Source organism: Micromonospora sp. NPDC002389, from assembly GCF_040296095.1.
GTDB lineage: Bacteria > Actinomycetota > Actinomycetes > Mycobacteriales > Micromonosporaceae > Micromonospora.
Genome location: NZ_JBEOWP010000013.1, coordinates 31,897 through 57,679, shown reverse-complemented (window position 1 = coordinate 57,679; position 25,783 = coordinate 31,897). Strand labels below are relative to the sequence as shown.

The window sequence follows — 25,783 nt, the reverse complement described above, 5'->3', positions numbered from 1 at the left end:
GTGACGGCAATTCGTCCATCGAGGAGGGCGCGGTGTCCGAGCCGCCACCCGCCGAGCGTTTCCCGACCGAGGAACCCGGCGACATCCCTGTGCCACCCGACGCCGGTCCCACCGGGACACCACCCCGGCTGCTGGTCCTGCCGCCCACCGACGGGTTGTCACCCATCGTCTGGCCCGGCGCCGCCGACCAGCCCGCCTGGGCCATCCCGGTGACCGTGCCGCCGGGCACCCGGGGGTACGCGATCTTCCTCCCGCTGGTGGCGGCCGACGACCCGGCCGCCACCGCCCCGGGCACCTCGATGGTGGCCGCTTCCACGACCCCACCGGCGGCCGCCGCGCCGGTCTCCGCTCGCCCGCCCGCGACTCCCCCGGTCTCCCCCGTTCCGGCGGCGCACGCGCCAGCCCCGCGGAGTGCGGAAGCGGCGGACGAACCGAGCCCGGAGAGGGCCCCTCGCGAGGAGACGGTGGCTCCAGCTTCATCGGGCCCGGCGTTGTCGTCGACGACGCAGGGACCGGAGTCATCCCCGCCGACCGAGCCGGACGCGGAGGCCGCATCACCACCGGCGCAGCGGATTCCGGAGACGGCAGCGGCAAGCCAGCGGGCTCCCGAGGCGACGCCGCCAGCACCCGACACGGCGGTTCGGGCGCGGACCTCCGACGGAACGCCGGTGGCGTCCGCGCAGGCGACACCGGCGCGACCGGACAGTGGCGGTGCCGTGGCTGCCGTGTCCGGACCGGCACCGGCGACGTCGATGGGCACTCCTGTTCCGTCAGTGCCCGGCTACCGGATGACCGGCTCGCCGTACGAGTTCCGGTCCCGGCCACTCCAACCGTCGTTCCTGGATCGGGCCTGGCCCGGCCCGGCACCGGCCCGCGATCGGGCCACTCCGCTGGCGGTCCTGGCCGGGGCGCTGGGGGTGGCCGCGTTCGTGCCGTTGGGGCGTGCCGGCGTCGGTTGGTTCCTCGGCTGGCTGGTGCTGACCGCCGGGGTGCTGGTCGCCGTCCGCCGACACACCGCCGACCTGCCCAGGGCACAGCGGTGGGTCCGGGCCGGCTGGGCCGGTGCCGCCCTGGCGCTGCTCGCGGTGCTGGCCTTCCGCAACGCCTGGTGGCTGGTGACGTTCTGCGTGCTCGCGGCGCTGTGCTGCGCGGCCCTGGCGATCGTCGGCGGACGGCGGATGCGCTCGATCCTGTTCAGCCTGGGCGCCGCTCCACTCGCCGCGCTACGCGGACTGCCGTGGGTGCGCGCCCACATCAGAGCGCCCGGTGGTGACGGCACCACCCGCCGCGTCGTCGGCTCGGTCACCGCCACCGTGGCCGTCCTGGTCGTCTTCGGTGCGCTGCTCTCCTCCGCCGACGCCGCCTTCTCCCAGGCGCTCGGCGTCCTCATCCCCGAGGTCAGCGGCGGCGGGGTGGTCCGGTGGCTGTTCCTGGCCGCCGTCGGTGGCCTGATCGCGGTGGCCGCGCTCTACACGCTCGCGGCACCGCCGGACCTGTCCCTGGTGGACCTGCCCACCGCCCGGCGGCTCAGCCTGGTCGAGTGGGCCCCGCCGATCGCCGCCCTGACCGCCCTCTTCGGCGGCTTCGTGCTGGTGCAGTTCACCGTCCTGTTCGGCGGGCAACGGCACGTGCTGTCGACCACCGGCCTCAGCTACTCCGAGTACGCCCGCAGCGGCTTCTGGCAATTAGTCGCGGTGACCGTGCTGACGTTGGCGATCCTCGGCGGGGTGACCCGCTGGGCCCGCCGGGACACCCCGCGCGACCGGGTACTGCTACGGATCCTGCTCGGCCTGCTCAGCGCGTTGAGCGTGGTGATCGTGGTGTCGGCACTGTCGCGGATGTGGACCTACCAGAAGGTCTACAGCTTCACCGGCGAGCGCGTCTTCGTGATGGCGTTCGAGCTGCTGCTCGGCGCCGTCTTCCTGATGGTCCTGGTGGCCGGCGTCCGGTGGCGCGGCGACTGGATCCCCCGGCTCACCACGGCGCTCGCGGTGGTGATGCTGCTCGGGCTGGCGGCGCTCAACCCCGAGGACTACGTGGCCCGCCGCAACATCGACCGCTACCAGGAGACCGGCCGGATCGACGCCTGGTATCTGCGGGCGCTCTCGGCCGACGCCACGCCCGCCCTCGCCGCCCTGCCCGACCCGGTACGCCGGTGCACCCTGAGCTGGATCGCCGACGACCTGGCCGAGCCGGACCCGTGGTACGCCTGGAACCGGGGCCGCGACCGGGCCCGGGCGGTACTCGACCGGTTGGGTCCCGAGGCGATCGGCAACCAGCGGGACTGCCGCCGCGCCGACCAGTTCGACCTGCCGAAGACCCGCCGCTGACCCCGTCCACCGGGCCGGCCCGATTCGGCCCGGCCCGGTCGCGGCACGTCTGCGGCGCGACGGCGTCGATCTGTCACCAGGGCTCGGGGATGTTCACCGCCAGGCAGCGCTGCGTGCCGGCGGTGGGCTGGTAGCAGGCGGACGCCTCCAGGTTGTAGCTGTGGTCGAACCGATGGAACGAGGCCGTACCACCGTTGACGCAGGTGCTGCCGCTGACCGTCGTACCGCCGGTGACCTTGCCGGTGGCGCATCCCGCCGTGCCTGCGGTCTTCTCCACGGTGCTCAGCGAGGAGCGCAGGTCACCGGACTGGTGTGCGCCGTAGCCCACCGAGCTGACGCCGTCGCGGGTGATCGCGTACTGGAAGGCGGTCGAGGTGTAGTACGACCAGCTCGCGCCGGTGCCGACCGTCCGCAGCCCGGAGTCCGTGGCCGAGGCCGGGATGAACAGGTGGAAACCCTTGTCGTACGTGGTGGTGCCGTCGATCATCCGGTACACGATCACCAGGAGACCCTGGTTGTAGGTGCCGGTGTTGTAGGTCAGGTAGGTGCCGTTGCCGCAGGTGGTGCGGTCGGCGATGTAGCCGACGCCGGCGGCGTAGAGCAGCACCCGGGCGCAGCGCCCGTCCGCCGCGATGTCCTCGATGGTGCCGACCGTGGACGAGATGCCGGCGTTGTCGGTGGCGTACCCGGTCAGACGTACCCCGGGCAGCGTGCCGGAGTACTGGTAGGCGGTGGGGTGGTAGTAGTTCCACGACGCCGACCAGCCGGTGCCCGATGGCAGCGCGAGCGCCGGCGCGGCCGGCAGCAGGGCGACGGTGAGCGTGGCGACGAGGGCGGCGGCCAGTGTGGCGATCGACCGCAGTCGGGCATGCGTCCGCATCGTTTCTCCGTTCAGACGCGAGTCGCGCGAGGGGTGGATATCGACGATGATGACGGCATCGTCGGCCACCCGGACGCGCTCTGTCCCGAGCCGGACAGCGATGGGTCACCAGACCTCGGACCAAACCGGCTCAACCCCATGCACGCCGCGCACGTCGCAGTCGGGACGCTGGCTCACCGTCCGCGCCCCATCTGATCTAGGTTTGACCTGGTGCGCCGGAGATGCCACCAGGCACGAGCATCAGTTGATCCGCTGCCGCTGTGGGGTGTCGAAGCGCCAGATGTAACCCATGAACACGAAATGCAACTCTCGGGTGGTTACATTTCGTGTCGTGGTTGAGGACTTGGACAGCCTGGTGCGGGCGCTGTGCGCGTCGGGCGGGGACACGACCAACGTCGAGGTCAAGGCCGCCGCAGGCGTCACCATGCGAACCGCGCTGCGACGATCGCCGGTGAGCCGCTTCCGCTCAGGCTGGTCAGCGCAAAGGCGTGAGGCCGATGATCCTCGCCCGGCCGCCGTCAGGACGTCGCGAGTAGTCGGATCTCGCAGCGGACACCACTGGCCTTAGCGAGCCGACCGTCACCGGTCACGAGTGGGCAGGCCATCAACTCCGCCGCCGCGACGTAAGCCGCGTCGTACGCTGTGACGTTGCCCCGCATCTGCCACATACGGTCAAGCAACGCCGCGACGCCGACCTCGTCGATGACCAATGAGGGCAGGGTGTCGATCGCCTCCTGTGCCCGGGCAAGGCCGAGCTTCCCACCGAGGACCTTGCCTCTGATCACAGACATGACCTCGACCAGAAGGTGCCCCGGCGCGGCCCAGTGCGGATCTCCGGTCAGCTCCGCCCGTGCCGCATCGCCAACCGGCCCGTCATCGACCAGGGCATCGGCCAAAACCGACGCATCCACGACGATCATGCGGCACTTCCCCACGGTCCGCGCTGCTCTCGCTGGTCGCTCAACTCGGCGGCGCTCTCACCCACGAGGGAGCGAGCACCATCCGATCGGCCGGCGAAGCGATCAAGGGCCGCCGTGTTGCCCAGCCGGCGGGCCTGCGTCTCCACCAGTTCCAGCAGGTACGTCTGGAGCGACTGCCCGCGCGCCTTAGCCTGCGCCGCCAGCGCGTCTCGTACTTCCTCTGGCACATCCCGAATCTGAAGAGCAACCATGCATTCATTATGCATGCATAATCGATCACTGCCCAGGAAGACTCGAACCATCGACCAGCGGGTCCGCGTGACGGTCGCATCACGACCAAGCCGCGTTCAGAGGAGTGTGTGGGGCGGACGGGACTCGAACCCGTGACCGAGGGATTATGAGTCCCCTGCTCTAACCGGCTGAGCTACCGCCCCGGCACCGCGCGGATCTTATCCCGCCCAGTCGATCACCGGCCAGCATCGGTGGCCGCTTCTCACCGGCGTCGCCCCCGCGCCAACAGCACGATGGGCAACGCGAGGATAACAGTGAGCAGCCAGCCTCGGACGACCGCACCCCACCGTCCGCCGGCGTTGTCCGTGAGGGGTTCTAGGACCACGTCGATGGTGAGCAGCAGGGCCCGGCCGCCGAGGCCGAGGACGGCCAGGACGCCGAGCACCAGGAGCAACGTCTCCCGCCGGGCACGCCGGGGGCGGGGGACGTAATCACGGCGGTCGCGGTCGTCGCGTACGCCGCCGGGTTGTGGGATCTGCTGGGGGTCGCGGGGCGGCATGGCGACCTGGCGGTCGGCGGGTACGGCGGTGTCGAGCACGGCCAGTCCGGGCGGGCGCAGGTCGAACAGGGTCGGCTCGACGTGCAGCACGATCGCGTCGTGGCCGATCAGTTGGCGGGCGCCGTCGGGCCAGGCGAGCATGGCGGCGCAGTCGGCGTACCGGACGGTCAGCGGGCCGCCGTCACCGAGGTAGCTGATGCCGTCGGGGCCGACGCGGAGCTGGCCGTCGTCGTCGCGGGAGCGGTGGGTGGTGCCGGCGGGGATCGCCTCGGTGGTGGTGGGGGCGGCGACGAAACCGGCCCAGTCGGCGCGGGTGCCCTCGGGCACCATCAGGAGGGCCGAGGCGTGCACCTCCTGAGCGACCTGGTGCAGGTCGGCCACGGTGACCGCCCTCAACGCGGCGCGGTGCTCGTCGAGGCTGAGGTTGGGCTCGCCGGTGAGCAGGTTGAAGGCGTACCCGGTCAGTCTGGCGGCGTCGGCCTCGGCGGTGGCCAGCATCTCGATGCGCTTGGCCACGGCGGCGTCGAGGTCGCTCTGTTCGATCCGGCCGACCCGCAGCTTGGCCAGCACGTCGACGAAGCCGCCGAGGACGGCGTCCTGCTTCTCGGCCAGCGCGTCGGCAAGGGCGCGCAGGACGGCGTGGCCGTCGCCGCGCGGCTCGTAGCCGCCGGCGATCGTGTAGGAGAGGCCGGCGTCCTGGCGCAGCGCGCGGAACAGTTCGCGTTCCAGCACGTCGGCGAAGAGACCGGCGGCGGGTCCGCGCCGCACCACCGCGTCGAGCACCACGGCCTGGTTGCCGCGCACGAAGTACGCCGGGGTGGCGGGCAGCGCCGACGACGCGGCCGGTACGGGCTGCCGGGTACCGCTGGGCAGCGTGAGCGTCAGCCCGTCGGGGACCCGGTCACCGGCGATCCAGAGCACCGCGTTCTCCCGGGTGAACCAGCGCGATGCCCACTGGCGCAGGTCGTCGGCGGTGAGCGCGGCGAGTCCCCACTCGGGGTAGCTGCCCAGCCCGAAGTCGCGGGCACCGTGCCGCCAGAGCGGGATGTCGTCGATGGCGGCGCTGCCCCGGCTGCTCCACTCGGTCCGCAGGATGTCCTTCTCCACCTCCAGCCGCTCGGTGGGCAGGTCGGTGAGGTGGGCGCAGACGGCGGTGAGGAAGGTGGCGATGTCGTGCTCGGAGCCCTGCATGTGGAAGGTGGTGAAGACCGGCCCGGTGGCGCCGTTGAAGTGGTAGTCGGCGCTGCCGAGTGGGGCGAGGGCGAGGTGTTCGAGCAGGTGGGTGATGCCGTGCCGGGCCAGGGTCTCGTCGGCGGTGCCGACCCGGAAGGTCAGCCCGGCCCGTATCGGCCCGCCGGTGGGCGCGAGCAGCGTGGGGACCCCGTCGGTGTCCAGGTGCGCGATCACGGCCGGCCAGCCTTCGCGTACGCCTTCGCGCGCAGCCGCTGGAACTCGGTCGCCCCGTCACCGAAATAGCCGAACATCGACTCGTCGCCGAAGCCGCCGAGTGCGGCGAACTCGCGCGCCGCCGGGTGCCACTCCTGCATCAGGCAGAAGGCGAGGGCGAAGGTGCTGCGTACCCACACCCAACCCCAGCCGTCGCGGTAGTCGGGGTGCCAGACGGAGCGTTCCGCCGCCGCGCGGATCCCGGCGGCCACCGCCGGCTCGCGCAGGAACTGGCTCGCCGCGGCGACCCGGTCGTGGTCCAGGGCCTGTTCCAGGTACGCCTCGACGACGAGTACCGCGTTGGCGGCGCCGGGTGGCGCGGCCTCGGCGCACTCGTGGGCGAACGCGTGCGTCTTCTCCCAGGTGCCGCTCCACTTGGGACAGAACTGCTGGAGCAGCGATGCCTGGGCCGGCAGATGGTGCGGGTGATGTGCGGCGAGACGGTCGTACCGACGGCGGGCCTCGGCCTGCCCCACCTGTAGGCCCCGGCCGCTGGTGACCCGCTGGGTCCAGGCTGCCGCGTCCTGTGGGTGGCGGGCGGTGACCTCGATCAGGATCTGCTCGGCGCGGCGCAGGTGGTCGAAGAAGTCGGCGAACTGCTTCCGGCTGACATGCTGGGCCCGTAGGGCGGTGCGGATGCGCCAGCCGACCCGGATCAGGTGCGCGCCGAGCATCGCTCCCGCCACCGGATCCTCGGGGTGCTCGGCGAGCACCCCGCGCAGCACCGGCTCCGCGTCGGGGGCACCGCCGACCTCGCCGACCAGGACGGTCCGGCCGTGCGCGTCCTGAGCGTCGACGAGCGCGCGCAGGGCCGGCCAGTCGCCGGCGGCCAGGGCGTCACGACCGGCCGCTACCTGCGGATATGCCGCAGCGACGTCGAAGGTCACCGGCGGGAGGGGTGCGGGCACAGCGAGGATAATAGGTGATCATCTTCGGCTCCGGTGTCCCCGTTTTCGCTGCCCGACGCCGCCGTGCGGGCAGGTCCGGGTCAGCCGGCCCCGGGGTGGGGCGGGCTCAGGGTGGGGCGGGCTCAGGGTGGGGCGGTCCCGGGGTGGGGCGGGCTCAGGGTGGGGCGAGCCTGGGGTGGGCCTGGGTGGGCTGTGCCCGGGGTGGGCCGGTCCCGGGGTGGGGCGGCTCAGGCGGGCCGGGATACGACGAACGCCCACCGGGTGCCGGTGGGCGTCGGGACGAGAAGGTAAAGCTCCCCCGTTTGGACTCGAACCAAAAACCTGCCGGTTAACAGCCGGCTGCTCTGCCAATTGAGCTACGGGGGACCGTGCCACCGCTCGGTGCGGATCTCTCCGCGCCGCGCGACCGGCACAAGAGTACAGGATTCCGGGGGGTCGCGGGCTAGGGGGTTACCCTCCCGCCGGACAGGTTGCTAACCGGACGCAAGCGGATAAATCGTCATCGCGGCCCAAGGAGGTATGAGCGGAGAGGAGGATGGGTAGATAACTGCCGACGACATGACGTAGGCGCGAGTGTGATCGACCGCCGCCCGGACTTCGGGCACGGAAGACAGTGCGCCAGGTACGAAAGGAGCCGCCATGCGCGGAAAGATCATGTTCCTTGGCGGGCTGGCTGCGGGGTTCGTCCTGGGCGCCCGTGCCGGCCGTGAGAAGTACGAGGAGCTGATGGTCCAGGGCCGCAAGGTCCTCGACCACCCGACGGTCCAGGAGGCGGCCGGGGTCGCGCAGGCCCAGGCCAACCGCCTCTACCAGGAGGGCAAGGACAAGCTCGAGCACTCCAAGCTGGGCGAGAAGCTGCACAGCAACGGCAAGCACGGGCTGACCCCGGCGGACGACACCTACGCCGGTACTCCGGCGACGGCAGGCAGCAAGGCGGGCAGCAGCTCGTCGAGCGCGACCAGCTCGACGTCGGCCACCCCCCGCAGCAAGTCGACCGGTACCAACGGCAGCACTCTCTAGAGCCGTACGCGATCGGGCCCGGCCGCCACCTCGGCGGCCGGGCCTGTCGCTGTGCGCCGCCCACCAGTCGCCGTCAAGATCGCGCAGCGCATCCGGTCTTCCGCTCGTCCGCGCCAGCGTCACGTGGCACTTCCGGCCGCCCGTCAGTCGACGCACGATGGCGTCCCCTCCCCCGCCCGACGGTCCACCAAGCACTCACGCGGCACCTAGTGCGGTGTCCAGGAACGTTCACCGGGCCGCGCCGGATTCAAACGACGCCCGGCGGCGTTGGAGGCTGGCCCGGATACAACACCGGTATCCGGGCCAGCCTCCGCCTTGCCGGATCGCCGCCTGAACCTCGCCGCGACACCGCCAACGTTCCTGGACACCGCACCAGCCCAGCCCGCCAGCAGGCCCACGCCGAATCACGCGGCCCCGCCTTGCTCGCCGATCGACGCCGGCACCACGCGGCACCGACCTTGCTCTCCGGTCCACGCCAGCGACACACGGACATCTCCCCCTGCCCGCCGGCCGACGCAGACGTCACACGACATGTCCGAACGTCCGCTCGGCTGCGCCGGGCGACATGGTGGGTAGATTTGTTGTCGCTGGAGCGACAACAAATCTACCCACCACACGGTCCCGTCCGCCTCCACGGCATCTCCAGCGCAGTCGTGACGGTCCGGACCACCTCTGAGTTCCACCACCGCCGGCCACACCGGTTCACGCCAGGCCGCCCCGGTTCACGCCAGGCCGCCCCGGTTCACGCCAGGCCACACCGGGTTACGCCAGGCCACACCGGGCCGCCTCGGGCCAAGCCACCCGGCTGCCCCAGGCTGCGCAACCCCACCTCCAGCGCCCCGGCCACCCAGGCTGCGCAACCCCGCCCCACCCCAAGCCGCCCGAGGCTGCGCAACCCCACCTCCAGCGACCCGGCCACCCCGGGCTGCGCAAGGCCGTCGCCCGGCGAGGGGCCAGGGGATGACGGGGCGGCCGTGGCGAGGGCGGGCCGTCACGGACCACGCCGCCACAGACCGCGCCATGGCGGGCGGATCACGGACCACACCGCCACAGACCGCGCCATGGCGGGCGGATCACGGACCACACCGCCACAGACCGCGCCATGGCGGGCGGGTCACGGACCACACCGCCACAGACCGCGCCATGCCGCACGGTGACGGGTCACGTGGTGGCAGCTCAAGCAACAGCCGGGCGGGCCGTACCGGCGGCCGGACAGGAGCGCGGCGGCCGGAACAGGAAGGGGCGGCCGGAGGTCGAGGTCGGGCAGGGCCGGGCGACGGTTCCGGCCACAGTGCCGAAACACCGTCGTGGAAGACTCCGGACCGGAGGTGGTGGGGATGGCCCTTCTCCGGCCGGAGAACCCGCAGCAGGCGCGACTGGTCCGGCTGCTGCGCGACGAGGGCCCTCGTTCCCGGGTCGAGCTGGGTGATCTGCTCGGCCTGTCGCGTACCACTCTCACCACCGAGCTGGATCGCCTCGTCGCCCGCGGCCTGGTCGAGACCGCCGGTCCGGCCGCCTCTCGGGGCGGACGGCGCTCGTCCCTGCTGCGGCTCGCCGCCGGGGTGCGGTTCGTCGGCGTGCTCGTCGGGGCCGACCGGATCAGCGTGGCAGTCACCGACGGCGAGTTGAACGTGCTGGCCGAGACCAGCGAGCCGGCCGACGTCCGTCGGGGACCCGAGCCGGTGATCGGGCGGTGCGTCGAACTCATCGGCAAGCTCCGCGCCGAGTCGGGGGGCGGCGAACCCACCGGCGTCGGTGTCGCGCTACCCGGGCCGGTCGACAACGGCGCCTCCATCGCGCCGACCGCGCTGCCCGGCTGGCAACGCTTCCCGGTCCGGGACGCCTTCGCCGCCGAGCTGGGCTGCCCGGCGCTGGTCGACAACGACGCGAACGTGCTGGCGCTGGGCGAGCAGCACGCCGGCATCGGGCGCACCTTCGACGACTTCCTCTATCTCAAGCTTGGCACGGCGATCGGCTGCGGGCTGGTGCTCGGCGGCACGCTGTACCGGGGTTCGACCAGCAGCGCCGGCGACATCGCGCACCTGCCGCTGTCCGAGGACGGGCCGACCTGCGCCTGCGGAGAGGTGGGTTGCCTGGAGGCGTACTGCGGCGACGCCGGACTGACCCGGGCCGCGACGGCCGCGGCACGGACCGGCCGCTGCGCGCCGCTGGCCGCGCGGCTGGCCGAGGCCGGCACGTTGACCGTGTCGGACGTCGCCGCCGCCGCGCTCGCCGGGGACCCGACGGCCCAGGCTCTGGTACGCGACGCCGCGCGCCGCCTCGGCCAGGTGCTCGTCGGCCTGGTCAGTTTCTTCAACCCGGGCATCGTGGTGATCGGTGGCGCGCCGGAGGGGCTCGGGCACATCCTGCTCGCCGAGGTACGCGGCGTGGTCTACCGCCGGTCGGCGCCGACGGCCACCGGCACCATGCCGGTGGTCCTCTCCGACCTGGCCGACCGGGCCGGCCTGGTGGGCGCGGCCCGGCTGGCCAGCGAGCACGTCTTCACCGTCGGCTGAGCAGGCGTGCGTCGACCGGGGGCCGGAGAGTCGGCCCCCGGTCGGCGGAGGTCAGTTCTCCCTGCCGAGTCGGCAGGGATCGGTCCTTGCCGACTCAGCGGGGATCGTCCTTGCGCGGAGCCGGCGGGGCTCGGTCCGTGCGGAGTCGGCGGGGATCAGTCCTTGCTGCTGAACGCGGCGTCGAAGGCGGCGGACGGGGCGTCGAAGGCGAGGCGCCGGACGAACTGGAGCGCCTCGGGCGCACCGACCAGCCGGTCCATCCCGGCGTCCTCCCACTCGATTGAGATCGGCCCGTCGTAGCCGATCGCGTTCAGGGCGCGGAAGCAGTCCTCCCACGGCACGTCGCCGTGGCCGGTGGAGACGAAGTCCCAGCCGCGCCGCAGGTCCGCCCAGGGCAGGTGCGAGGCCAGCCGACCGCGTCGACCGTCGCCGGTGCGTACCTTGGCGTCCTTGCAGTCGACGTGGTAGATCCGGTCGGCGAAGTCGAAGATGAAGTTGACCGGGTCGAGCTCCTGCCAGACGAAGTGCGACGGGTCCCAGTTCAGCCCGAACGCCGTCCGGTGCCCGATCGCCTCCAGGGTGCGCTTGGTGGTGTAGTAGTCGTACGCGATCTCGCTCGGGTGCACCTCGTGGGCGAAGCGGACCCCGACCTCGTCGAAGACGTCCAGGATCGGGTTCCACCGGTCGGCGAAGTCCTGGTAGCCGCGCTCGATCATCGACGGCGGCACGGGCGGGAACATCGCCAGGGTGTGCCAGATCGACGAGCCGGTGAAGCCGACGACCGTGTTGACGCCGAGCTTCGCCGCCGCGCGGGCGGTGTCCTTGATCTCCTCGGCGGCCCGCTGGCGTACGCCTTCGGGTTCGCCGTCGCCCCAGATCCTGGCCGGCAGGATGCCCTGGTGCCGCTCGTCGATCGGGTGGTCGCAGACCGCCTGGCCGACCAGGTGATTGGAGATCGTGAAGACTTGGAGGTTGTGCTTGGCCAGCGTCTCCCGTTTGCGGTCGACGTACGAGTCGTCGGCCAGGGCCTTGTCGACCTCGAAGTGGTCGCCCCAGCAGGCGATCTCCAGCCCGTCGTAGCCCCATTCGGCGGCGAGCCGGCACACCTCGTCGAATGGAAGGTCGGCCCACTGGCCGGTGAACAGCGTGATCGGTCGCGCCATAGTTCTTCTCCCCTGTGCGATGGTGGGGATTCCGTACCTGCGTGACCGGGGCGAGGGCGGCCGGACGTGGCGGCCTGCGAGGGGGTGGACCGGTGGGCGCGGTGGCACCTGGGACCGACGGGTTGCGCCTCCCGTCGGTGCACCGGCCACCTCGCGGTCGCCGCCTTCACTCTAGGCGCGCACCGCACGGTAGCGAAAGGTGTAACGCGCTTGCGGAGGTGCAGTGCGCTTGCGGCTGCGGCGGGTGTAACGCGCTCGCGGAGGGTGTAAGGAAGGGTCCCCTGCTAACGCCTCGTGCATAGCAGGGGACCCCTCCTAACCGTTACGGAAGGACCCAGCGCTGGTTGGCGTTGGTGTGACAGGTCCAGAGGTGGACCGCCTGGCCGTCGGCCGAGCTGTTGTTCGACACGTCCAGGCACTTACCGGACTGCGGGTTACGCAACGTGCCGTTGGACTGCGCGGACCAGTTCTGGGCGCCGGAGCCGTTGCAGGTCCAGAGCTGGATCTTCGTACCGTCGGCCGAGGCACCGCCGTTGACGTCCAGGCACTTGCCCAGCGCGCGGATCGTCGAGTTCGGCGTGACCGTCCAGGTCTGGGCGGCGCTGCCGTTGCAGGTGTAGATCTGGATCTGCGTACCGTCGGCGGTCGCCGCGTTCCGCACGTCCAGGCACTTGCCGGCCAGACCGGTGATCCGTCCGGTGCCGGTGGGTGGCGGGTTCGTGCCGCCCAACTCCTTGATCCGGATGTTGCGGAAGGACACGTCGTCACCCGTACCGTGGTTCTGGATGCCGATGTGGCCGGCGAGCGACCGTACCGGGTCGGTGTTGGTGAAGTCGTTGATCTTCGCCCCGTTGAGGAAGACCTGGAGGCGCTCCCCCTCCACCAGCAGCTCGTAGGTGTTCCACTCCCCCGCCGGGTTCAGTGCGGCGTCGCGGGCGGCGAGGTCGGCGGACTTGAAGCCGTAGACCGCGCCGGTGGTCCGGTCGGCGGCGTCGGTGGGGTCGATCTGCACCTCGTAGCCGTTGTTGATGGCCGAGTTCGGGTCGCTCGACGGCGGGAAGCCGATGAATACACCCGAGTTGTCGTCCCCGGCGAGCCGCCAGTCCAGCTTGAGCGAGTAGTTCGTGAACTGCTTCGCGCTGTACCAGTACAGGCCCATCCCGCCGACCGAGGTCAGCGTGGCGTCCGAGTTGGTGAAGCTGCCCGGTCCGGCCTGGGACCAGCCGGTGGTCGAGCCGTTGTAGAGGGCGGTGTAGCCGGTCTCCGGGCGGCAGTCGGCCTTGGTGCGGCCGGCCGCGTACCGGATGCCGCCGAGCAGGTGCGCCCGGAACGCCGGCTCGGCGTACGTGGCCTGGGTGTGGCCGCCGCCGGTGTAAAAGGACCGCCCGGAGTTGACCGTCTTGCACCAGGCGATCGGGTGGTCGGCACCCATCACCCCACCCGAGTACGTCGACTCGTTCAGGTTGGCCAGCACCCGCGCGCCGGAGCGGGCGTTGGTCTGGAAGTCGTACCACTCGTCGGTGCGTACCCAGTTCTGCGGCAGGTGGGCGGTGGCCGCGTGGCCGCGGTCCTCGACCCGTACGGTGGCCTGCTGGATCGCCGGGTGCGAGCGGAAGTACGCGCCGACCAGGTTGCCGTAGAAGGACCAGCCGTACTCGGTGTCGGCGGCGGCGTGCACGCCGACGAATCCGCCGCCTGCGTTGATGTACGACTCGAAGGCGGTCTGCTGGGTGGCGTTGAGCACGTCGCCGGTGGTGTTGAGGAAGACGACCGCCTCGTACTGGGCGAGGTTGCCGGTGGTGAACGCGGCGGCGTCCTCGGTGGCGGTGACGGTGAAGCTGTTCGCCGCGCCCAGGTCGCGGATGGCCTGGGTGCCGACCGCGATGGAGTCGTGCCGGAAGCCGGCGGTCTTGGAGAAGACCAGCACGTCGTACGGGGCGTCGGCGGCGCTGGCCGGGGTGGCCGGTGCGGTGCAGGCGAGGACGGCGAGGACGGCGGTGGCCAGGCCGGCGGCGGGTCTTCTGAGGAGTCTGCGCATGTCGCTCTCCCTACGGTTCGTGGTGTGAGGAGGGGACCCCTGCTATACACGAGGCGTTAGCAGGGGACCCCTCCTTCTGTCAGGGCAGGACCCAGCGCTGGTTGGCGTTGGTGTGACAGGTCCAGAGGTGGACCGCCTGGCCGTCGGCCGAGCTGTTGTTCGACACGTCCAGGCACTTACCGGACTGCGGGTTCCGCAGCGTCCCGTTCGACTGCGCGGACCAGTTCTGGGCAGCCGAGCCGTTGCAGGTCCAGAGCTGGATCTTCGTACCGTCCGCCGACCCGCCCCCGTCGACGTCCAGGCACTTGCCCAGCGCGCGGATCGTCGAGTTCGGCGTCACCGACCAGGTCTGCGCCGCACTGCCGTTGCAGGTGTAGATCTGGATCTGCGTACCGTCGGCAGTCGCCGCGTTCCGCACGTCCAGGCACTTGCCCGCCAGACCGGTGATCGGGCCGGTGCCGCCGGTGTTCCCGCTGCCCGTGGTGAAGGTGAACGAGTCCAGGTCGTACAGCGATCCGGTGCCGGTGCCGGCGAACGTGAGGTAGAGCGTGGTGGTGCCGCTCGGCGGGTTGGTGATCGCGCCGCTCACGGTCGTGAACGTCTCCCAACCGCCGGTCACCGGGACGGTGGCCGAGCCGAGCACGGTGCCGGTGGCCGAGCCGGCGCGGACCTGGAGGGTGCCGCCGGTGCCGGCCGAGGAGACCCGGGCGCTGAACGACGTCACGTTGTTGATCCGGTACGGCTCGAACGCGATCCAGTCGCCGTTGTTGATGTTGCCGACCGTCTTGCCGCCCTCGGCCGGGGCCTTGTCGAAGACCGCGATGCCCGACGAGGTCTTGTAGTGCTCGGCCTGTCGGCTGCGCGGCTGGAGGATGTGCTGGGTGTGGGTGGTGAGTCCGCCGGTGTCGGTGTACTCGGCGTCGAAGATCGCGAAGATGTTCGCCGCGTAGTCGTGTTCACCGTCGACCGGGATGGTGATGGAGCCGGAGCAGCCGGTCTGCGAGGTGATCTGGTGGCCGTGGCTGTCGTGGCCCAGCACATAGGTCATCCGGACCTTGGTGCAGTCGATCGTGCCGTCCTCCGGGTCGGTGACGGTGATGCTGAACGGCACGGTGTCGCCGAAGGAGAAGAGTGAGCCGTTGACCGGGCCGTTGATGGTGACCGTGGGCGCGGTGTTGCCGACCCGGATCTGCACGCTGGCGTTGCCGGTGGCGCCCTGCGGGTCGCGGACGGTCAGCGTGGCGTTGTACGTGCCGTTGGCGGTGTACGTCTTGCTCGGGTTGGCGGCCGTCGAGGTGGTGCCGTCGCCGAACGCCCACGAGTAGGTCAACGCCCCACCCTCCGGGTCCGACGACCCGGCCGAGGAGAAGTTCACGGTCAACGGGGCGACCCCGGAGGTGCGGTTCGCCGACGCCACCGCCGTCGGGGCGCGGTTGCCGCCGCCGACGTAGTCGTAGCGGTAGAGCGCCGAGTTGGCGTCGCCGTTGAAGTACCCGGTGCCGTAGTCCAGCACGTAGAGCGCGCCGTCCGGCCCGAAGGCCATGTCCATGACCTGCTTGCCGTTCCACGGGAAGGAGGCGTCGATGGCGCCCACCGAGCCGTCGCTGTTGATGTGGATCGGCTTGATCCAGCCGCGCCCGAACTCGCCGGCGAAGAACTGGCCGTCGAAGCTCTGCGGCCACTTGGTGGTCGAGGTGGACGCGGCGTTGTAGCGGTAGACCGGGCCGCCGGCGGGTGACTCGGAGCCGCTGCCGAACTCCGGCGGGCTGCCGGCGTCTCCGGCGTACCGGATCCAGGCGGGTTTGGCGGCCGGCAGGGTGGTCAGGCCGGTGTTGCGGAACGAGTTGTTGGTCGCCCCGCCGGTGCAGTTGTACTTCGGGCCGGCGGTGCCGTTGGCGAAGTTCCACTCGGCGTACGTCTCGTTGGTGGTGTTGGTGCCGGTGCAGTACGGCCAGCCGTAGAAGCCGGGCGCGGTGATCCGGTTGAACTCGACCTGCCCGCTGGGGCCCCGGCTGCTGGTGGAGCCGGCGTCCGGCCCGTAGTCGCCGACGTAGACGATGCCGGTGGCCTTGTCGACGCTCATCCGGAACGGATTGCGCAGGCCCATCGCGTAGATCTCGGGGCGGGTGCCGGCCGTACCGGGGGCGAACATGTTGCCGGCCGGGATGGCGTACGTCCCGTCGGCGTTGACCTTGATGCGCAGGATCTTGCCGCGCAGGTCGTTGGTGTTGGCCGCGCTGCGCTGCGCGTCGTACGCCGGGTTGCGGTTGGTCCGTTCGTCGATCGGTGAGTATCCGGCGGAGTCGAACGGGTTGGTGTCGTCGCCGGTGGAGAGGTACAGGTTGCCGGCGGCGTCGAAGTCGATGTCGCCGCCGACGTGGCAGCAGATGCCCCGGTCGGCGGGGACGTCCAGCACGTCGACCTTGCTGGACTGGTTGAGCGTGAAGTCGGCGTTGAGGGTGAACCGGGACAGCCGGTTGACGCCGCGCCAGGCGGAGAAGTCGGTGGCCGTCGCCGGGGCGTCACCGGACGGGGTGGACAGTGGCGGGGCGTAGTAGAGGAAGACGTGCCGGTTGCTGGCGAAGTTGGGGTCGACGCCGACGCCCTGCAACCCTTCCTCGTCGTGGGTGTAGACCGGGACGGTGCCGATCACGGTGGTGGTGCCGGCCGCGTCGGTGCGGCGCAGCGTGCCGTTGCGGGCGGTGTGCAGGACCGAGCGGTCGGGCAGCACCGCGAGGGTCATCGGCTCGCCGACCTCGGCCACGCCCTTGGCGAGGGTGACCTGCTGGAAGTCGGTGGCGACGATGGGGTGGGCCTGGGCCGGGGTGGGGCCGCCGAGAGCGGCCGGCCCGGCACCGAGGGCCACTGTGCCGGCGGTGACGGCCAGCAGCAGCGCCGAGGCGCCGGTGAGCCACCGTGCGGGGTGGCGGTGGTGGTGGGTGGACATGCGTGTCCTGTCCCTTCCTGACGAGTGACTGCCAGGGCGGGGCGCGCGCCGTCGCGCCGGATGCCGTAGCGGGAGGGGTGCGGTGGTGCTGTCGTGGGTTCCCGCGCCGCCGGTTCACCTCGACGAAACAATCCGGTGCTGGCGATGACACTAAACGACATTGGTCGATGTGTCTATATCTTCCGCCGAGTCGGCACTGACTTTCGTCAGTTCGATCAAAAGTTGCCGGGGTGGCGGGTCAGTGCCGACGATCGATCGCCTGTCTGGCCAGCGCGCTCAGCGCCGCGCGGCTCTCCGGCGTCACCGGGACGTGCGCCAGTACGGTCAGCGCCGCTTCGGCGCGTCGCCGGATCATCCGCTCGATCTCGTCCCGGGCACCGGTGCTCTCGATGATCTTGCGAAGCTCGGCGGCGCCGTCACCGTCCAGGTCCGGGTTGCCGAACAGCTCACGCAACCGGGCGCTCTGCGACCGGTCGGCGGCGGCGCGGGCGAGCGCCATCATCACCGTCGGCTTGCCCTCGCGCAGGTCGTCCAGCACGGACTTGCCGGTGACCGCCGGGTCGCCGAACACTCCGAGCACGTCGTCGCGGAGCTGGAAGGCGTCCCCCAACGGGTCGCCGAACTCGACCAGCGCGGTGACCAGTTCGGGTGGCGCGCCGGCCAGGGTGGCGCCGATCTGCAACGGCCGGGTCACCGTGTAGCGGGCCGCCTTCATCCGGATCACCGTGAGCGCGCTGGCCACCGAGCCGTCGCCCACTCCGGACACCAGGTCGAGGTACTCCCCCGCGATCACCTCGGTCCGCATCAACGCGAAGACGCCGTACCCCCGGTGCACCGCCTCGGCGGTCAGCCCGCACTCGTGGAACATCTGGTCCGACCAGGCCGCGCAGAGGTCGCCGCAGAGCAGGGCGGTGTTGCGCCCGTACGCCTCGGGGTCGCCCCGCCACGACGAGCGGGCGTGCAGGTCGGCGAAGATCCGGTGCACCGAGGGCTCACCCCGGCGACGGTCGCTGCCGTCCAGGATGTCGTCGTGGATCAACGCGAACGCGTGGAACAGCTCCAACGCCGCGGCGGCGGTCACGATCGGCGTGCCGTCCGGGCCACCGGCGCCCCGCCAGCCCCAGTAGCAGAACAGCGGACGCAGCCGCTTCCCGCCGGCCAGCACGAACCGGTGCAGCGTGGTGAAGACGCCCCGGGGCGCGCCGTCCGGCCAGTCCGGGTCCTGCCGGTCGAGGAACGCGGTCAGCTCGGCGTCGAACCTGGCTCGTAACGCGCCCGCGTCGGCGGACGGCACCGTGACGGTCACCGCACCGGGAGCCCGGCCAGGTGCAGCAGCAGCCCCTTCACCTCCGTGGCAGCGATCCGGTCCCGCGCCGCCGACCCGTCCGAGCAGAGCAGCACCGGCCCGTCGGCGGGGTCGGCGGGCAGCCGGCCGTGCGAACCACGCACCGCGGCGGCCCCGGCGTCCAGGCCGACCACGCTCATCAGGTACCGCATGCCGAGCTTCTTGCGGGCCAGGGCCACCCCGGCCCGTCGCTTCGCCGCACCCGGGGCGGCCGGGTCGAAGAACAGCTCCGCCGGGTCGTACCCGGGTTTGCGGTGGATCTCGACCAGTCGGGCGAAGTCCGGCGCGCGGGCGTCGTCGTGCCAGTAGTAGTAGGTGAACCAGGCGTCCGGCTCGGCGACCAGCACCAGTTCACCGGCGCGCGGATGGTCCAGCCCGTACGCCGCCTTGCCGTCGGCGTCGAGCACCTCGGCCACTCCCGGCAGCCCGGCGCAGAGCTGCGCCACCGCCGGGACATCCGCCGGGTCCCGCACGTACACGTGGGCGACCTGGTGATCGGCGACCGCGAAGGCCCGCGACGTCCACGGGTCCAGGTACTCCATCCCGGCCTGCGTGTAGACCCGCAACAGCCCCTCGGCCCGCAACAGCCGGTTGACGTCGACCGGCCGGGACACGTCGGTGATGCCGTACTCCGAGAGCACCACCACGGTCGCCTCGCGGTCCCGCGCGGCGTCCAGCAGCGGCCCGAGTACGCCGTCCAACTCGGCCGCCGCCGCAGCGGCCCGGGGCGACGAGGGGCCGAAGCGTTGCAGGTCGTAGTCGAGATGCGGGACGTAGACCAGGGTCAGGTCCGGTGCCTGTTCCTCGACGATCTGCTGGGCGGCCCGGCAGATCCACCGCGACGACGGCAGCCCCGCGCCCGGCCCCCAGTAGGTGAACAGCGGGAACGTGCCCAGCCGCGCGGTGAGTCGGTCGTGCAGCTCGGGCGGGTCGGTGTAGCAGTCCGGTTCCTTGCGGCCGTCGGCGTAGTAGACCGGCCGGGGCGTGACCGTCCAGTTCACGTCCGCGCCCATCGCGTACCACCAGCAGACGTTCGCCACGGTGTAGCCGGGCTCGGCCCGGCGGGCCGCCTGCCACAGCTTCTCCCCGCCGACCAGCGCGTGGTGCTGCCGCCACAGCAGCACCTCGCCGAGGTCCCGGAAGTACCACCCGTTGCCGACGATCCCGTGCTCGGTGGGAAGCGCCCCGGTGAGGAACGTCGACTGTGCCGAGCAGGTCACCGCCGGCAGCACCGTACCCAGCTCGGCCTGGAAACCGGCGTCGGCGACCGCCCGCAGCCGGGGCATGTGCGCCAGCAGCCGGGGGGTCAGCCCCACCACGTCCAGCACCACCAGGGGTCGGCTCACGACGGTCCTCCAGGGTCGGTCACGGCGTCGCCACCGTCTCGGTCGGGGTCAGCCCGAGGGCGACCAGTTCGTCGCGGGTGAAGGCCAGTTCGGCGGCGATCCCGGCGGCCAGCTCCGCATCGGTGCGCGGGCGCCGCCGGACCGGCAGCACCCCCCAGGTGTACGTCTCGACGTCGAGGTGGTCGCAGCCCGCGTCGGCGCCGCCGAGCAGGACGGCCAGCGCGGCGCGCAGCACCGGCAGCGTCGAGCCCAGCGGCGGCTCGGGCGGGGCGTGCAACGGCACGTGGTAGTGCACCCGCCACGGGCCGGGCAGCGCCGCGTCGAGCGCCGCGTCCAGGTCGTCGGCCGCCCAGGCCGGGTCGGCCGGGTCCCCCGCCGACGACGAGGCCGCCGGGCCGGTGCTGGCGGTGGCGGTGGCACAGCTCGCGGCACGGGTCTGGTGCAGGAAGCGCGGCTCGACCCAGCGGCGCAGCGCATCGGCGTCGCCGACCGGGTCGGCCGCCTCCAGCGCGGCGGAGACCTGCACCTTCACCACCGGCAGCCCGGCGGCGGCCAACCGGTCGAGGGCGGCGGCCGGCTCCTCCCAGGCACAGGCGAGGTGGGCGAGGTCCAGGCAGATGCCGAGCCGCTCGGTGTCCGTCCCGGACAGCGCGGTGACCGCCTGGGCGCTGCTCTCCACGACACAGCCGGGCTCCGGCTCGAAGCCGACCCGCACCGTCCGGCCGGTATCCCGCTCCACCGTGGCGAGCCCGGCGGCGAGTTGGTCCAGCCGCTGCCGGGCCGCGTCCGCACGGGCGGTGTCCCAGGGGGTACGCCAGGCCAGCGGCAGGGTCGAGACGGAGCCCCGCACGGCGTCGTCGGGCAGCAGGTCGGCCAGCACCCGGGCCAGGTCCAGGGTGTACCGGAGCCGCCGCGCGTCGGTCCAGTCCGGCAGGTACACCGCGCCCTTGACCACGGGCGCTTGGAAAGCCGCGTACGGGAAACCGTTGAGGGTGACCACCTCCAGCCCGCGTACGGTCAGCTCGGTGCGCAACCGACGACGGGCGTCCGGGTCGGCGGCGAGTTCGGCGGCGACCGGGGCGGCCAGCCACAGCCCGAGGCCGAGCAGGTCGCTGCCGAGCGTCTCCCGGACCGGCACCGCGTAGCGGTCGAGTTGGGCGACGATGCCGGCGAGGTCCTCGGCGGCGTGCACGTTGGTGCAGTACCCGAGGTGCACGGTGCGCCCGCCGGGATGGCGCAGCCGCATCAGCCACCGCCACGCAGGATCGAGTTGCCGGCGAAGGTGGGCTCGGCGTCGACGTCGCTCAGGTCGAGCCGTCCCGACTGGCCGTAGAACTCCACCGGGTTGCGCCACAGCACCAGGTCCACGTCGTCGTCGGTGAACCCGGCCGCCAGCATCGCCTCGCCGGTGGCCCGGGTCAGCAGCGGGTCCGAGCGACCCCAGTCGGCGGCCGAGTTGACCAGCACCCGCTCGGTCCCGTACGCCTTGAGCAGCTCGACCATCCGGGGCGGCGACATCTTGGTGTCGGGATAGATGGAGAACCCGAGCCAGCACCCGCTGTCCCGCACGGCGCGGACGGTCACCTCGTTGAGGTGGTCGACCACCACCCGCCCCGCCCCGATCCCCGACTCGACGACCACCGCGAGGGTGCGCTCGACGCCCCGGGCCTTGTCCCGGTGCGGGGTGTGCACCAGCGCCGGCAGCTCGTGCTCCACCGCCAGCGCGAGTTGGGCGGCGAAGACCTCGTCCTCCTCCGGCGTCATCGAGTCGTACCCGATCTCGCCGACCGCCACCACGCCGTCCTTCTCCAGGTAGCGGGGCAGCACGTCGAGCACCGCCCGGCAGCGCGGGTCGTTGGCCTCCTTCGGGTTCAGCGCGATCGTGGCATGGTGACGTACGCCGAACTGCCCGGCCCGGAACGGCTCCCAACCGACCAGCGAGTCGAAGTAGTCGGTGAACGAGCCGACGCTGGTGCGTGGCTGGCCGAGCCAGAACGCCGGCTCGACCACCGCCCGGACCCCCGCGGCGGCCATCCGCTCGTAGTCGTCGGTGGTCCGGGACGTCATGTGGATGTGCGGGTCGAAGATCCGCATCACACCTCCCTGTGGTGGGTGGTCAGCCGGTCCAGCAACGCGACGGCGTCGGCGGGCATGTCCCGCCCGGCGGCCCGCCGCTCGTCGGCCAACGCGCCGAGCATCTGCGCCAGCTCCCCGTCGGCGCGGGCGTCGAGGTCGGCCACCACGGCCAGCGGTACGCCGGTGAAGACGCACTTGAGCACCGCCTGCCGCCAGGCCGGCGGGTCGAGATGACGGGCGTAGGGGCCGAGGGCGGCGGCGACCAGTCGGGTGTCGTTGGTGCGGATCGCGTCGTGCAGCAGCGGCACCCCGGCCGCGCCGATCGGCAGCAGCGCCAACGCCTTGAGCACCGCCCGCTTCTCCGCCGCGTCGCCGTCCCGGTACAACGTCTCGGCGAGCCCGGCCTGCTCGACATGCCCTGCCTGCTCGGCCTGCCCTGCGTGCCCGGTCATCAGGGCGGTCAGCAGCAACGCACGAGCCGCCTCGTCGGCGGTCCAGCCGGGCAGGTCGGGCAGCTCGGCCCGACCACAGTGCCGACCGGCGGCAGGAAAGAGCCGCGCGATCGTGGCGGGCTCGGCCGCGACGCGCCGCAGCGCCGTCGCCAGCCACTCCGGGTCGGGTACGCCCCGCAGGGCCGCCCGCAGTTCGTCCGGTGTCATCGCCGTCCGCACCCCTTCCTCCGCTTCGCCAGTCAGCACTCTCCGCGCTCCGAAGTCCGCCTCACCGTCACGCGGCCCCCGGGACCGCTGTCGCCTCGCCCGCACCGGCGGTCGACGCGGCGGCGGTCGACGCGGCGGCGGTCGACGCGGCGGCGGTCGACGCGGCGGTGTGCAGGAAGTCCAGGGAGCGGGCGGCGATGCTGGGGGCGGTGTGCGAGTGGCGGGGCAGCTCGACCGCGACCAGGCCCCGGTAGCCGACCTCCCGCAGGGCGGCCAGCACCGGCGGGAAGTCGATCTCGCCGGCGCCGAACTCCAGGTGTTCGTGCACGCCGCGCCGCATGTCGTCGATCTGCACGTTGACCAGGTGCGTGGCGACCGCGCGGACACAGTCGGGCACCGGTATCGGCTCCAGGCAGCGACAGTGTCCGATGTCGAGGGTGATGCCCAGCCGGGGCGGGGCGCCGAGGGCCGCGTACAGGCGACGCCAATCGGCGATGTCCTCGACCAGCATGCCCGGCTCGGGCTCGAAGCCGAGGGTCACCCCGGCGGCGTCGGCCGCCGCGACCACCGGCGCGCAGCCGGCGACCAGGCGATCCCAGGCGAGGGCCGGTGGGACCGACTCGGGTCGGACACCGGCCCAGAACGAGACCGCCTCGGCGTCGAGGTCTGCACCGATCGCCACCGCGCGGCGCAGGAACTCGATCCGCAGCGCGGGGTCGTCGTGCAGCAGCGTCGGCGCGTGCTTGTGCCAGGGGTCGAGCAGGTACCGCGCCCCGGTCTCGATCACCAGACCCAGACCGAGGTCGGCCAGTCGGCGGCCGACGGCGTCGACCCGGCGGGCCAGCCCCGGCGCGAACGGGTCGAGGTGGTCGTGGTCGAGGGTGAGCGCCACGCCGGTGTAGCCGAGGTCGGCGATGACCGACAGCGCGTCGTCCAGCCGGTGGTTGGCGAAGCCGTTGGTGCCGTACCCGAAACGCAGCCCGCCCGGGTTCGCGGAGTCGGCGGCGGTCATGTCGGTGAGACCTTCCGGGCCAGCCTGCGGCCCAGCGGCGCGGCGGCGGCGACCGCCAGCCCGAGCAGGCCGGCACCGGCCCGCGCGGTCAGCGCGCCCTGCAACGCGGGCAGCCCGGTGATCCCGGCGCCGACGGCCGCGCGGACCCGGCCGGCGCTCGGGTCGGCGGCGACCCGGGCCTGGGCGGTGCCGTACCGGACGGCGTACCAACCAGCGAGCACCCCGGGCAGCGTCGCCGCCACCCGGCCGGCGGCCGTCGGAGCGTCCCGGCCCGACGGCAGCGCGGCGCTCGCTGCGACCAGCGCGGTGCCGGCGAGGGTACGTCTCGGCAGCGCCCGGTCGGCACCGGTGACCTCGCGACGGGACAGGGCGGTGACGGTCCAGGTGTGCGCGGCGACGGTCAGCGCCGCCGGCAACGCCCGAGCTGGTCGGCCACCGGCGGCACCGAGCAGGACGTCCAGTCCCCGGCAGGTGGCCATCACCGCAGGCCCGGCGGCGGTGTTCTTGGCGGCCAGGTCGTACGCCCAGACGGCGGCGGCCAACGGCACCGCGACGGCGGTGGCGCGACGGCCCCCGCCCAGCGCGGCGAGCCCGACGCCGGCCACGGTCAGGCCGGCGGCCAGGCCGACCGCGAGTCCGGGGTGGACCCGGCCGCTGGGGATCGGGCGTTCGGGGCGCTCGACGGCGTCCAGCCGCCGGTCCGCCCAGTCGTTGGCGGCCATCCCGGCCCAATAGAGCAGCACCGACGCGGTGGCCAGCACGGGCGTACCCGGGCCGAGCGCACCGGCCGCCGCGGCACCGGCCACCACGTCCCCGGGCACCGAGAGCGCGGCCGGGGCCCGGACCAGCTCGGCGAGGTCAGCCACGCGAGGCATCGCGACCTCCGGCGTGCAGGCGACGGGTGAACGCGGCGAGCCGGGTCCACTGGTCGCCGAGTGAGTGGGTGGCGGTGCCGAGCGGGTCCTTGAAGAAGAAGGCGAGATCGGTCAGCGGCCCGCTGACCCCGGCGGCGTGCGCTGCGGCGGTGAGCCGGGCCAGGTCGAGCACGAGCGGAGCGGCCAACGCCGAGTCGCAGCCCTGCCAGGTGAACTCCAGGCGCATACCGGTGCCCAGGAAGCCGGCGAAGGTGATCAGGTCCCAGGCGGTCTTGAAGTCGCCCAGTTCCTCGACGTACTCGATGCGGGTGTCGCCCTGCGGCAGGTAGCCGAGCGTCTCGCCGAGCACCCGCTGCTTGCTGCGGACCTTGGCGGCGTTGGCGGCCGGTTCGGAGAGGGTCGCACCGTCACCGCCACCGAGCAGGTTGAGTCCGGACCAGGACCGGACGGTGAGGTGGCGCATCGCGAACATCGGGGCGAGCACCGACTTGAGCAGCGTCTCCCCGGTCTTGCCGTCGTGTCCCGCGTACGGCACCCGGTGCGTGTCGGCAAGCGTGGTCAACGCCGGCAACCGGAGCCCGGTCGACGGGGTGAAGTCGACGTACGGGCAGCCCGCCGTCACCGCCGCGTACGCGTACAGGGAACTGGGTGGCAGCACCTCGTCGGGGCCGGCGAGGGCGGCCCGCAGCGCGTCCGGGTCGGCGTGGCCGGGGTGCGGTCGGGGCGTCGGCTCGGTGGCCGCGACGTTGACCACCACCACCCGGTCCAGCCCGTGCCACTCGCGGAAGTCGACGAGGTCACGGACGGTGGCGGCGGCCCGGTCGGCCTGGCTGCCGCCGATCGGCGCGGGGCGCAGGTCGCGTTCCACGGCAGCCAGTTCCTCGGTCAACGCGGCGACCAGGCGGACCGGCAGCACGCCGGCGGTGGCGAGCGCCTCGGCACGTTTGGCGAGCGGCGTGGTGACCACGTCGTGGCCGCCGAACACCAGCTCGGCGAAGGTCGGCAGGGCCGGGCCGCGCAGCTCGGGCAGCTCGGTGACGCACCCGGTGGGCCCGGTCAGACCGGCCCGCAGGGCGAGCGCCCCGACGATGCTGGTGGTCGCGACCGAGCCGCGCGCCCCCACCAGCCAGACACCCGTACGCATGGCGCTCCTTCGGATCACTTCGGGCGGATGCGCCCCGTCCGCCGCGCCGCCCGATGAAACTCACCGGCTGGCGTCGAGGTCGGCGGCGACGACGCCAGCCGGCATTCGGGCGGTGCGGACGGACGGGGCTAGCAGGCAGGGGCGGTCGGCGTCGCGCCCCTGCCTCCCCCGCAACCGGTCGGCCACCGGCATCGGTGACCGGGCCGGACGACTCGTGGCGAACAGGTCCGCCCAGAGGCGGGGAAGATCGGGTGGTGCGTACCCGGCGGGATCTCCCGACCGGCGGCGACGTTGCCGCCGGTGGCGGTCCTCCGGTGCGGCCGGGGAATCCCGGTCCGGCCGCACCGGAGGCACCGCGTTCCTCGTGC

At 72.6% G+C, this 25,783-nt stretch carries 19 protein-coding genes and 2 tRNA genes; 3 read left to right on the top strand and 18 right to left on the bottom strand.

The window, feature by feature from the left end; all coding sequences use genetic code 11:
* The first annotated feature begins 32 nt into the window (after positions 1–32).
* Complete coding sequence (locus ABT008_RS23180; protein ID WP_350698348.1) at positions 33–2,330, top strand: DUF4153 domain-containing protein; 2,298 nt, start codon at positions 33–35, stop codon at positions 2,328–2,330.
* A gap of 73 nt (positions 2,331–2,403) precedes the next feature.
* Here the strand turns inward: ABT008_RS23180 and ABT008_RS23175 are convergent, their stop codons facing one another.
* The 7 genes from ABT008_RS23175 to ABT008_RS23145 all read right to left on the bottom strand — a co-directional run bounded on the left by ABT008_RS23175 (position 2,404) and on the right by ABT008_RS23145 (position 7,640).
* A complete protein-coding gene (locus ABT008_RS23175) occupies positions 2,404–3,210 on the bottom strand; it encodes a hypothetical protein (RefSeq protein ID WP_350698346.1) in 807 nt (268 codons plus the stop codon).
* A 518-nt stretch (positions 3,211–3,728) separates the two neighbouring features.
* Positions 3,729–4,145 carry a type II toxin-antitoxin system VapC family toxin gene (locus ABT008_RS23170; protein WP_350698344.1) on the bottom strand — a complete coding sequence of 139 codons (417 nt, stop codon included), beginning with the start codon at positions 4,143–4,145 and terminating at the stop codon, positions 3,729–3,731.
* The gene (locus ABT008_RS23165; RefSeq protein ID WP_350698342.1) at positions 4,127–4,381 is read right to left on the bottom strand and encodes a FitA-like ribbon-helix-helix domain-containing protein; all 255 of its coding nucleotides are present in this window, start codon (positions 4,379–4,381) and stop codon (positions 4,127–4,129) included. Before ABT008_RS23165 ends, ABT008_RS23170 begins: the two co-directional genes overlap by 19 nt.
* A 109-nt stretch (positions 4,382–4,490) precedes the next feature.
* A tRNA-Ile gene (locus tag ABT008_RS23160) sits at positions 4,491–4,564 on the bottom strand.
* Between the two features lie 59 nt (positions 4,565–4,623).
* A complete protein-coding gene (locus ABT008_RS23155) occupies positions 4,624–6,327 on the bottom strand; it encodes a M16 family metallopeptidase (RefSeq protein WP_350698340.1) in 1,704 nt (567 codons plus the stop codon).
* On the bottom strand, positions 6,324–7,274 hold the full coding sequence (locus ABT008_RS23150; RefSeq protein WP_350698339.1) for a tetratricopeptide repeat protein: 951 nt from the start codon (positions 7,272–7,274) through the stop codon (positions 6,324–6,326). Before ABT008_RS23150 ends, ABT008_RS23155 begins: the two co-directional genes overlap by 4 nt.
* Before the next feature lie 293 nt (positions 7,275–7,567).
* Positions 7,568–7,640, bottom strand: a tRNA-Asn gene (locus tag ABT008_RS23145).
* 273 nt (positions 7,641–7,913) lie between these two features.
* Between ABT008_RS23145 and ABT008_RS23140 the strand changes: the two genes are divergently transcribed.
* Both ABT008_RS23140 and ABT008_RS23135 read left to right on the top strand, forming a co-directional pair.
* Positions 7,914–8,294 (top strand): hypothetical protein, encoded by a 381-nt coding sequence (locus ABT008_RS23140; protein ID WP_350698337.1) that lies wholly within the window; start codon positions 7,914–7,916, stop codon positions 8,292–8,294.
* 1,337 nt (positions 8,295–9,631) lie between these two features.
* Positions 9,632–10,810 (top strand): ROK family transcriptional regulator, encoded by a 1,179-nt coding sequence (locus ABT008_RS23135; protein WP_350698335.1) that lies wholly within the window; start codon positions 9,632–9,634, stop codon positions 10,808–10,810.
* Positions 10,811–10,965: 155 nt separating this feature from the next.
* On the opposite strand, the gene ABT008_RS23130 is transcribed toward ABT008_RS23135, so the two are convergent.
* The 11 genes from ABT008_RS23130 to ABT008_RS23080 form a co-directional block, all read right to left on the bottom strand.
* Positions 10,966–11,973, bottom strand: coding sequence for a sugar phosphate isomerase/epimerase family protein (locus ABT008_RS23130; protein ID WP_350698333.1), 1,008 nt, complete (start codon positions 11,971–11,973; stop codon positions 10,966–10,968).
* A 322-nt stretch (positions 11,974–12,295) separates the two neighbouring features.
* Positions 12,296–14,011 carry a lectin gene (locus tag ABT008_RS23125; RefSeq protein WP_350698331.1) on the bottom strand — a complete coding sequence of 572 codons (1,716 nt, stop codon included), beginning with the start codon at positions 14,009–14,011 and terminating at the stop codon, positions 12,296–12,298.
* A 79-nt stretch (positions 14,012–14,090) separates the two neighbouring features.
* Positions 14,091–16,958 (bottom strand): PQQ-dependent sugar dehydrogenase, encoded by a 2,868-nt coding sequence (locus tag ABT008_RS23120; protein ID WP_350698330.1) that lies wholly within the window; start codon positions 16,956–16,958, stop codon positions 14,091–14,093.
* 238 nt (positions 16,959–17,196) lie between these two features.
* Entirely contained in the window at positions 17,197–18,264 is a 1,068-nt protein-coding gene (locus tag ABT008_RS23115; protein WP_350698329.1) for a polyprenyl synthetase family protein, read from the bottom strand.
* On the bottom strand, positions 18,261–19,649 hold the full coding sequence (locus ABT008_RS23110; protein ID WP_350698328.1) for an alkaline phosphatase family protein: 1,389 nt from the start codon (positions 19,647–19,649) through the stop codon (positions 18,261–18,263). The genes ABT008_RS23115 and ABT008_RS23110 overlap by 4 nt, the downstream gene beginning before the upstream one ends.
* A gap of 19 nt (positions 19,650–19,668) precedes the next feature.
* Positions 19,669–20,895 carry a metabolite traffic protein EboE gene (eboE, locus tag ABT008_RS23105; protein ID WP_350698327.1) on the bottom strand — a complete coding sequence of 409 codons (1,227 nt, stop codon included), beginning with the start codon at positions 20,893–20,895 and terminating at the stop codon, positions 19,669–19,671.
* Positions 20,895–21,743 (bottom strand): TatD family hydrolase, encoded by an 849-nt coding sequence (locus ABT008_RS23100; protein ID WP_350698326.1) that lies wholly within the window; start codon positions 21,741–21,743, stop codon positions 20,895–20,897. Before ABT008_RS23100 ends, eboE begins: the two co-directional genes overlap by 1 nt.
* Positions 21,743–22,384, bottom strand: a complete 642-nt coding sequence (locus ABT008_RS23095) for an EboA domain-containing protein (RefSeq protein ID WP_350698325.1) — start codon at positions 22,382–22,384, stop codon at positions 21,743–21,745. The genes ABT008_RS23100 and ABT008_RS23095 overlap by 1 nt, the downstream gene beginning before the upstream one ends.
* Before the next feature lie 67 nt (positions 22,385–22,451).
* Positions 22,452–23,396 (bottom strand): sugar phosphate isomerase/epimerase family protein, encoded by a 945-nt coding sequence (locus tag ABT008_RS23090; protein ID WP_350698324.1) that lies wholly within the window; start codon positions 23,394–23,396, stop codon positions 22,452–22,454.
* Entirely contained in the window at positions 23,393–24,271 is an 879-nt protein-coding gene (locus ABT008_RS23085) for an SCO3242 family prenyltransferase (RefSeq protein ID WP_350698323.1), read from the bottom strand. The genes ABT008_RS23090 and ABT008_RS23085 overlap by 4 nt, the downstream gene beginning before the upstream one ends.
* On the bottom strand, positions 24,255–25,415 hold the full coding sequence (locus ABT008_RS23080; RefSeq protein ID WP_350698321.1) for an inositol-3-phosphate synthase: 1,161 nt from the start codon (positions 25,413–25,415) through the stop codon (positions 24,255–24,257). The genes ABT008_RS23085 and ABT008_RS23080 overlap by 17 nt, the downstream gene beginning before the upstream one ends.
* Positions 25,416–25,783 lie beyond the last annotated feature (368 nt).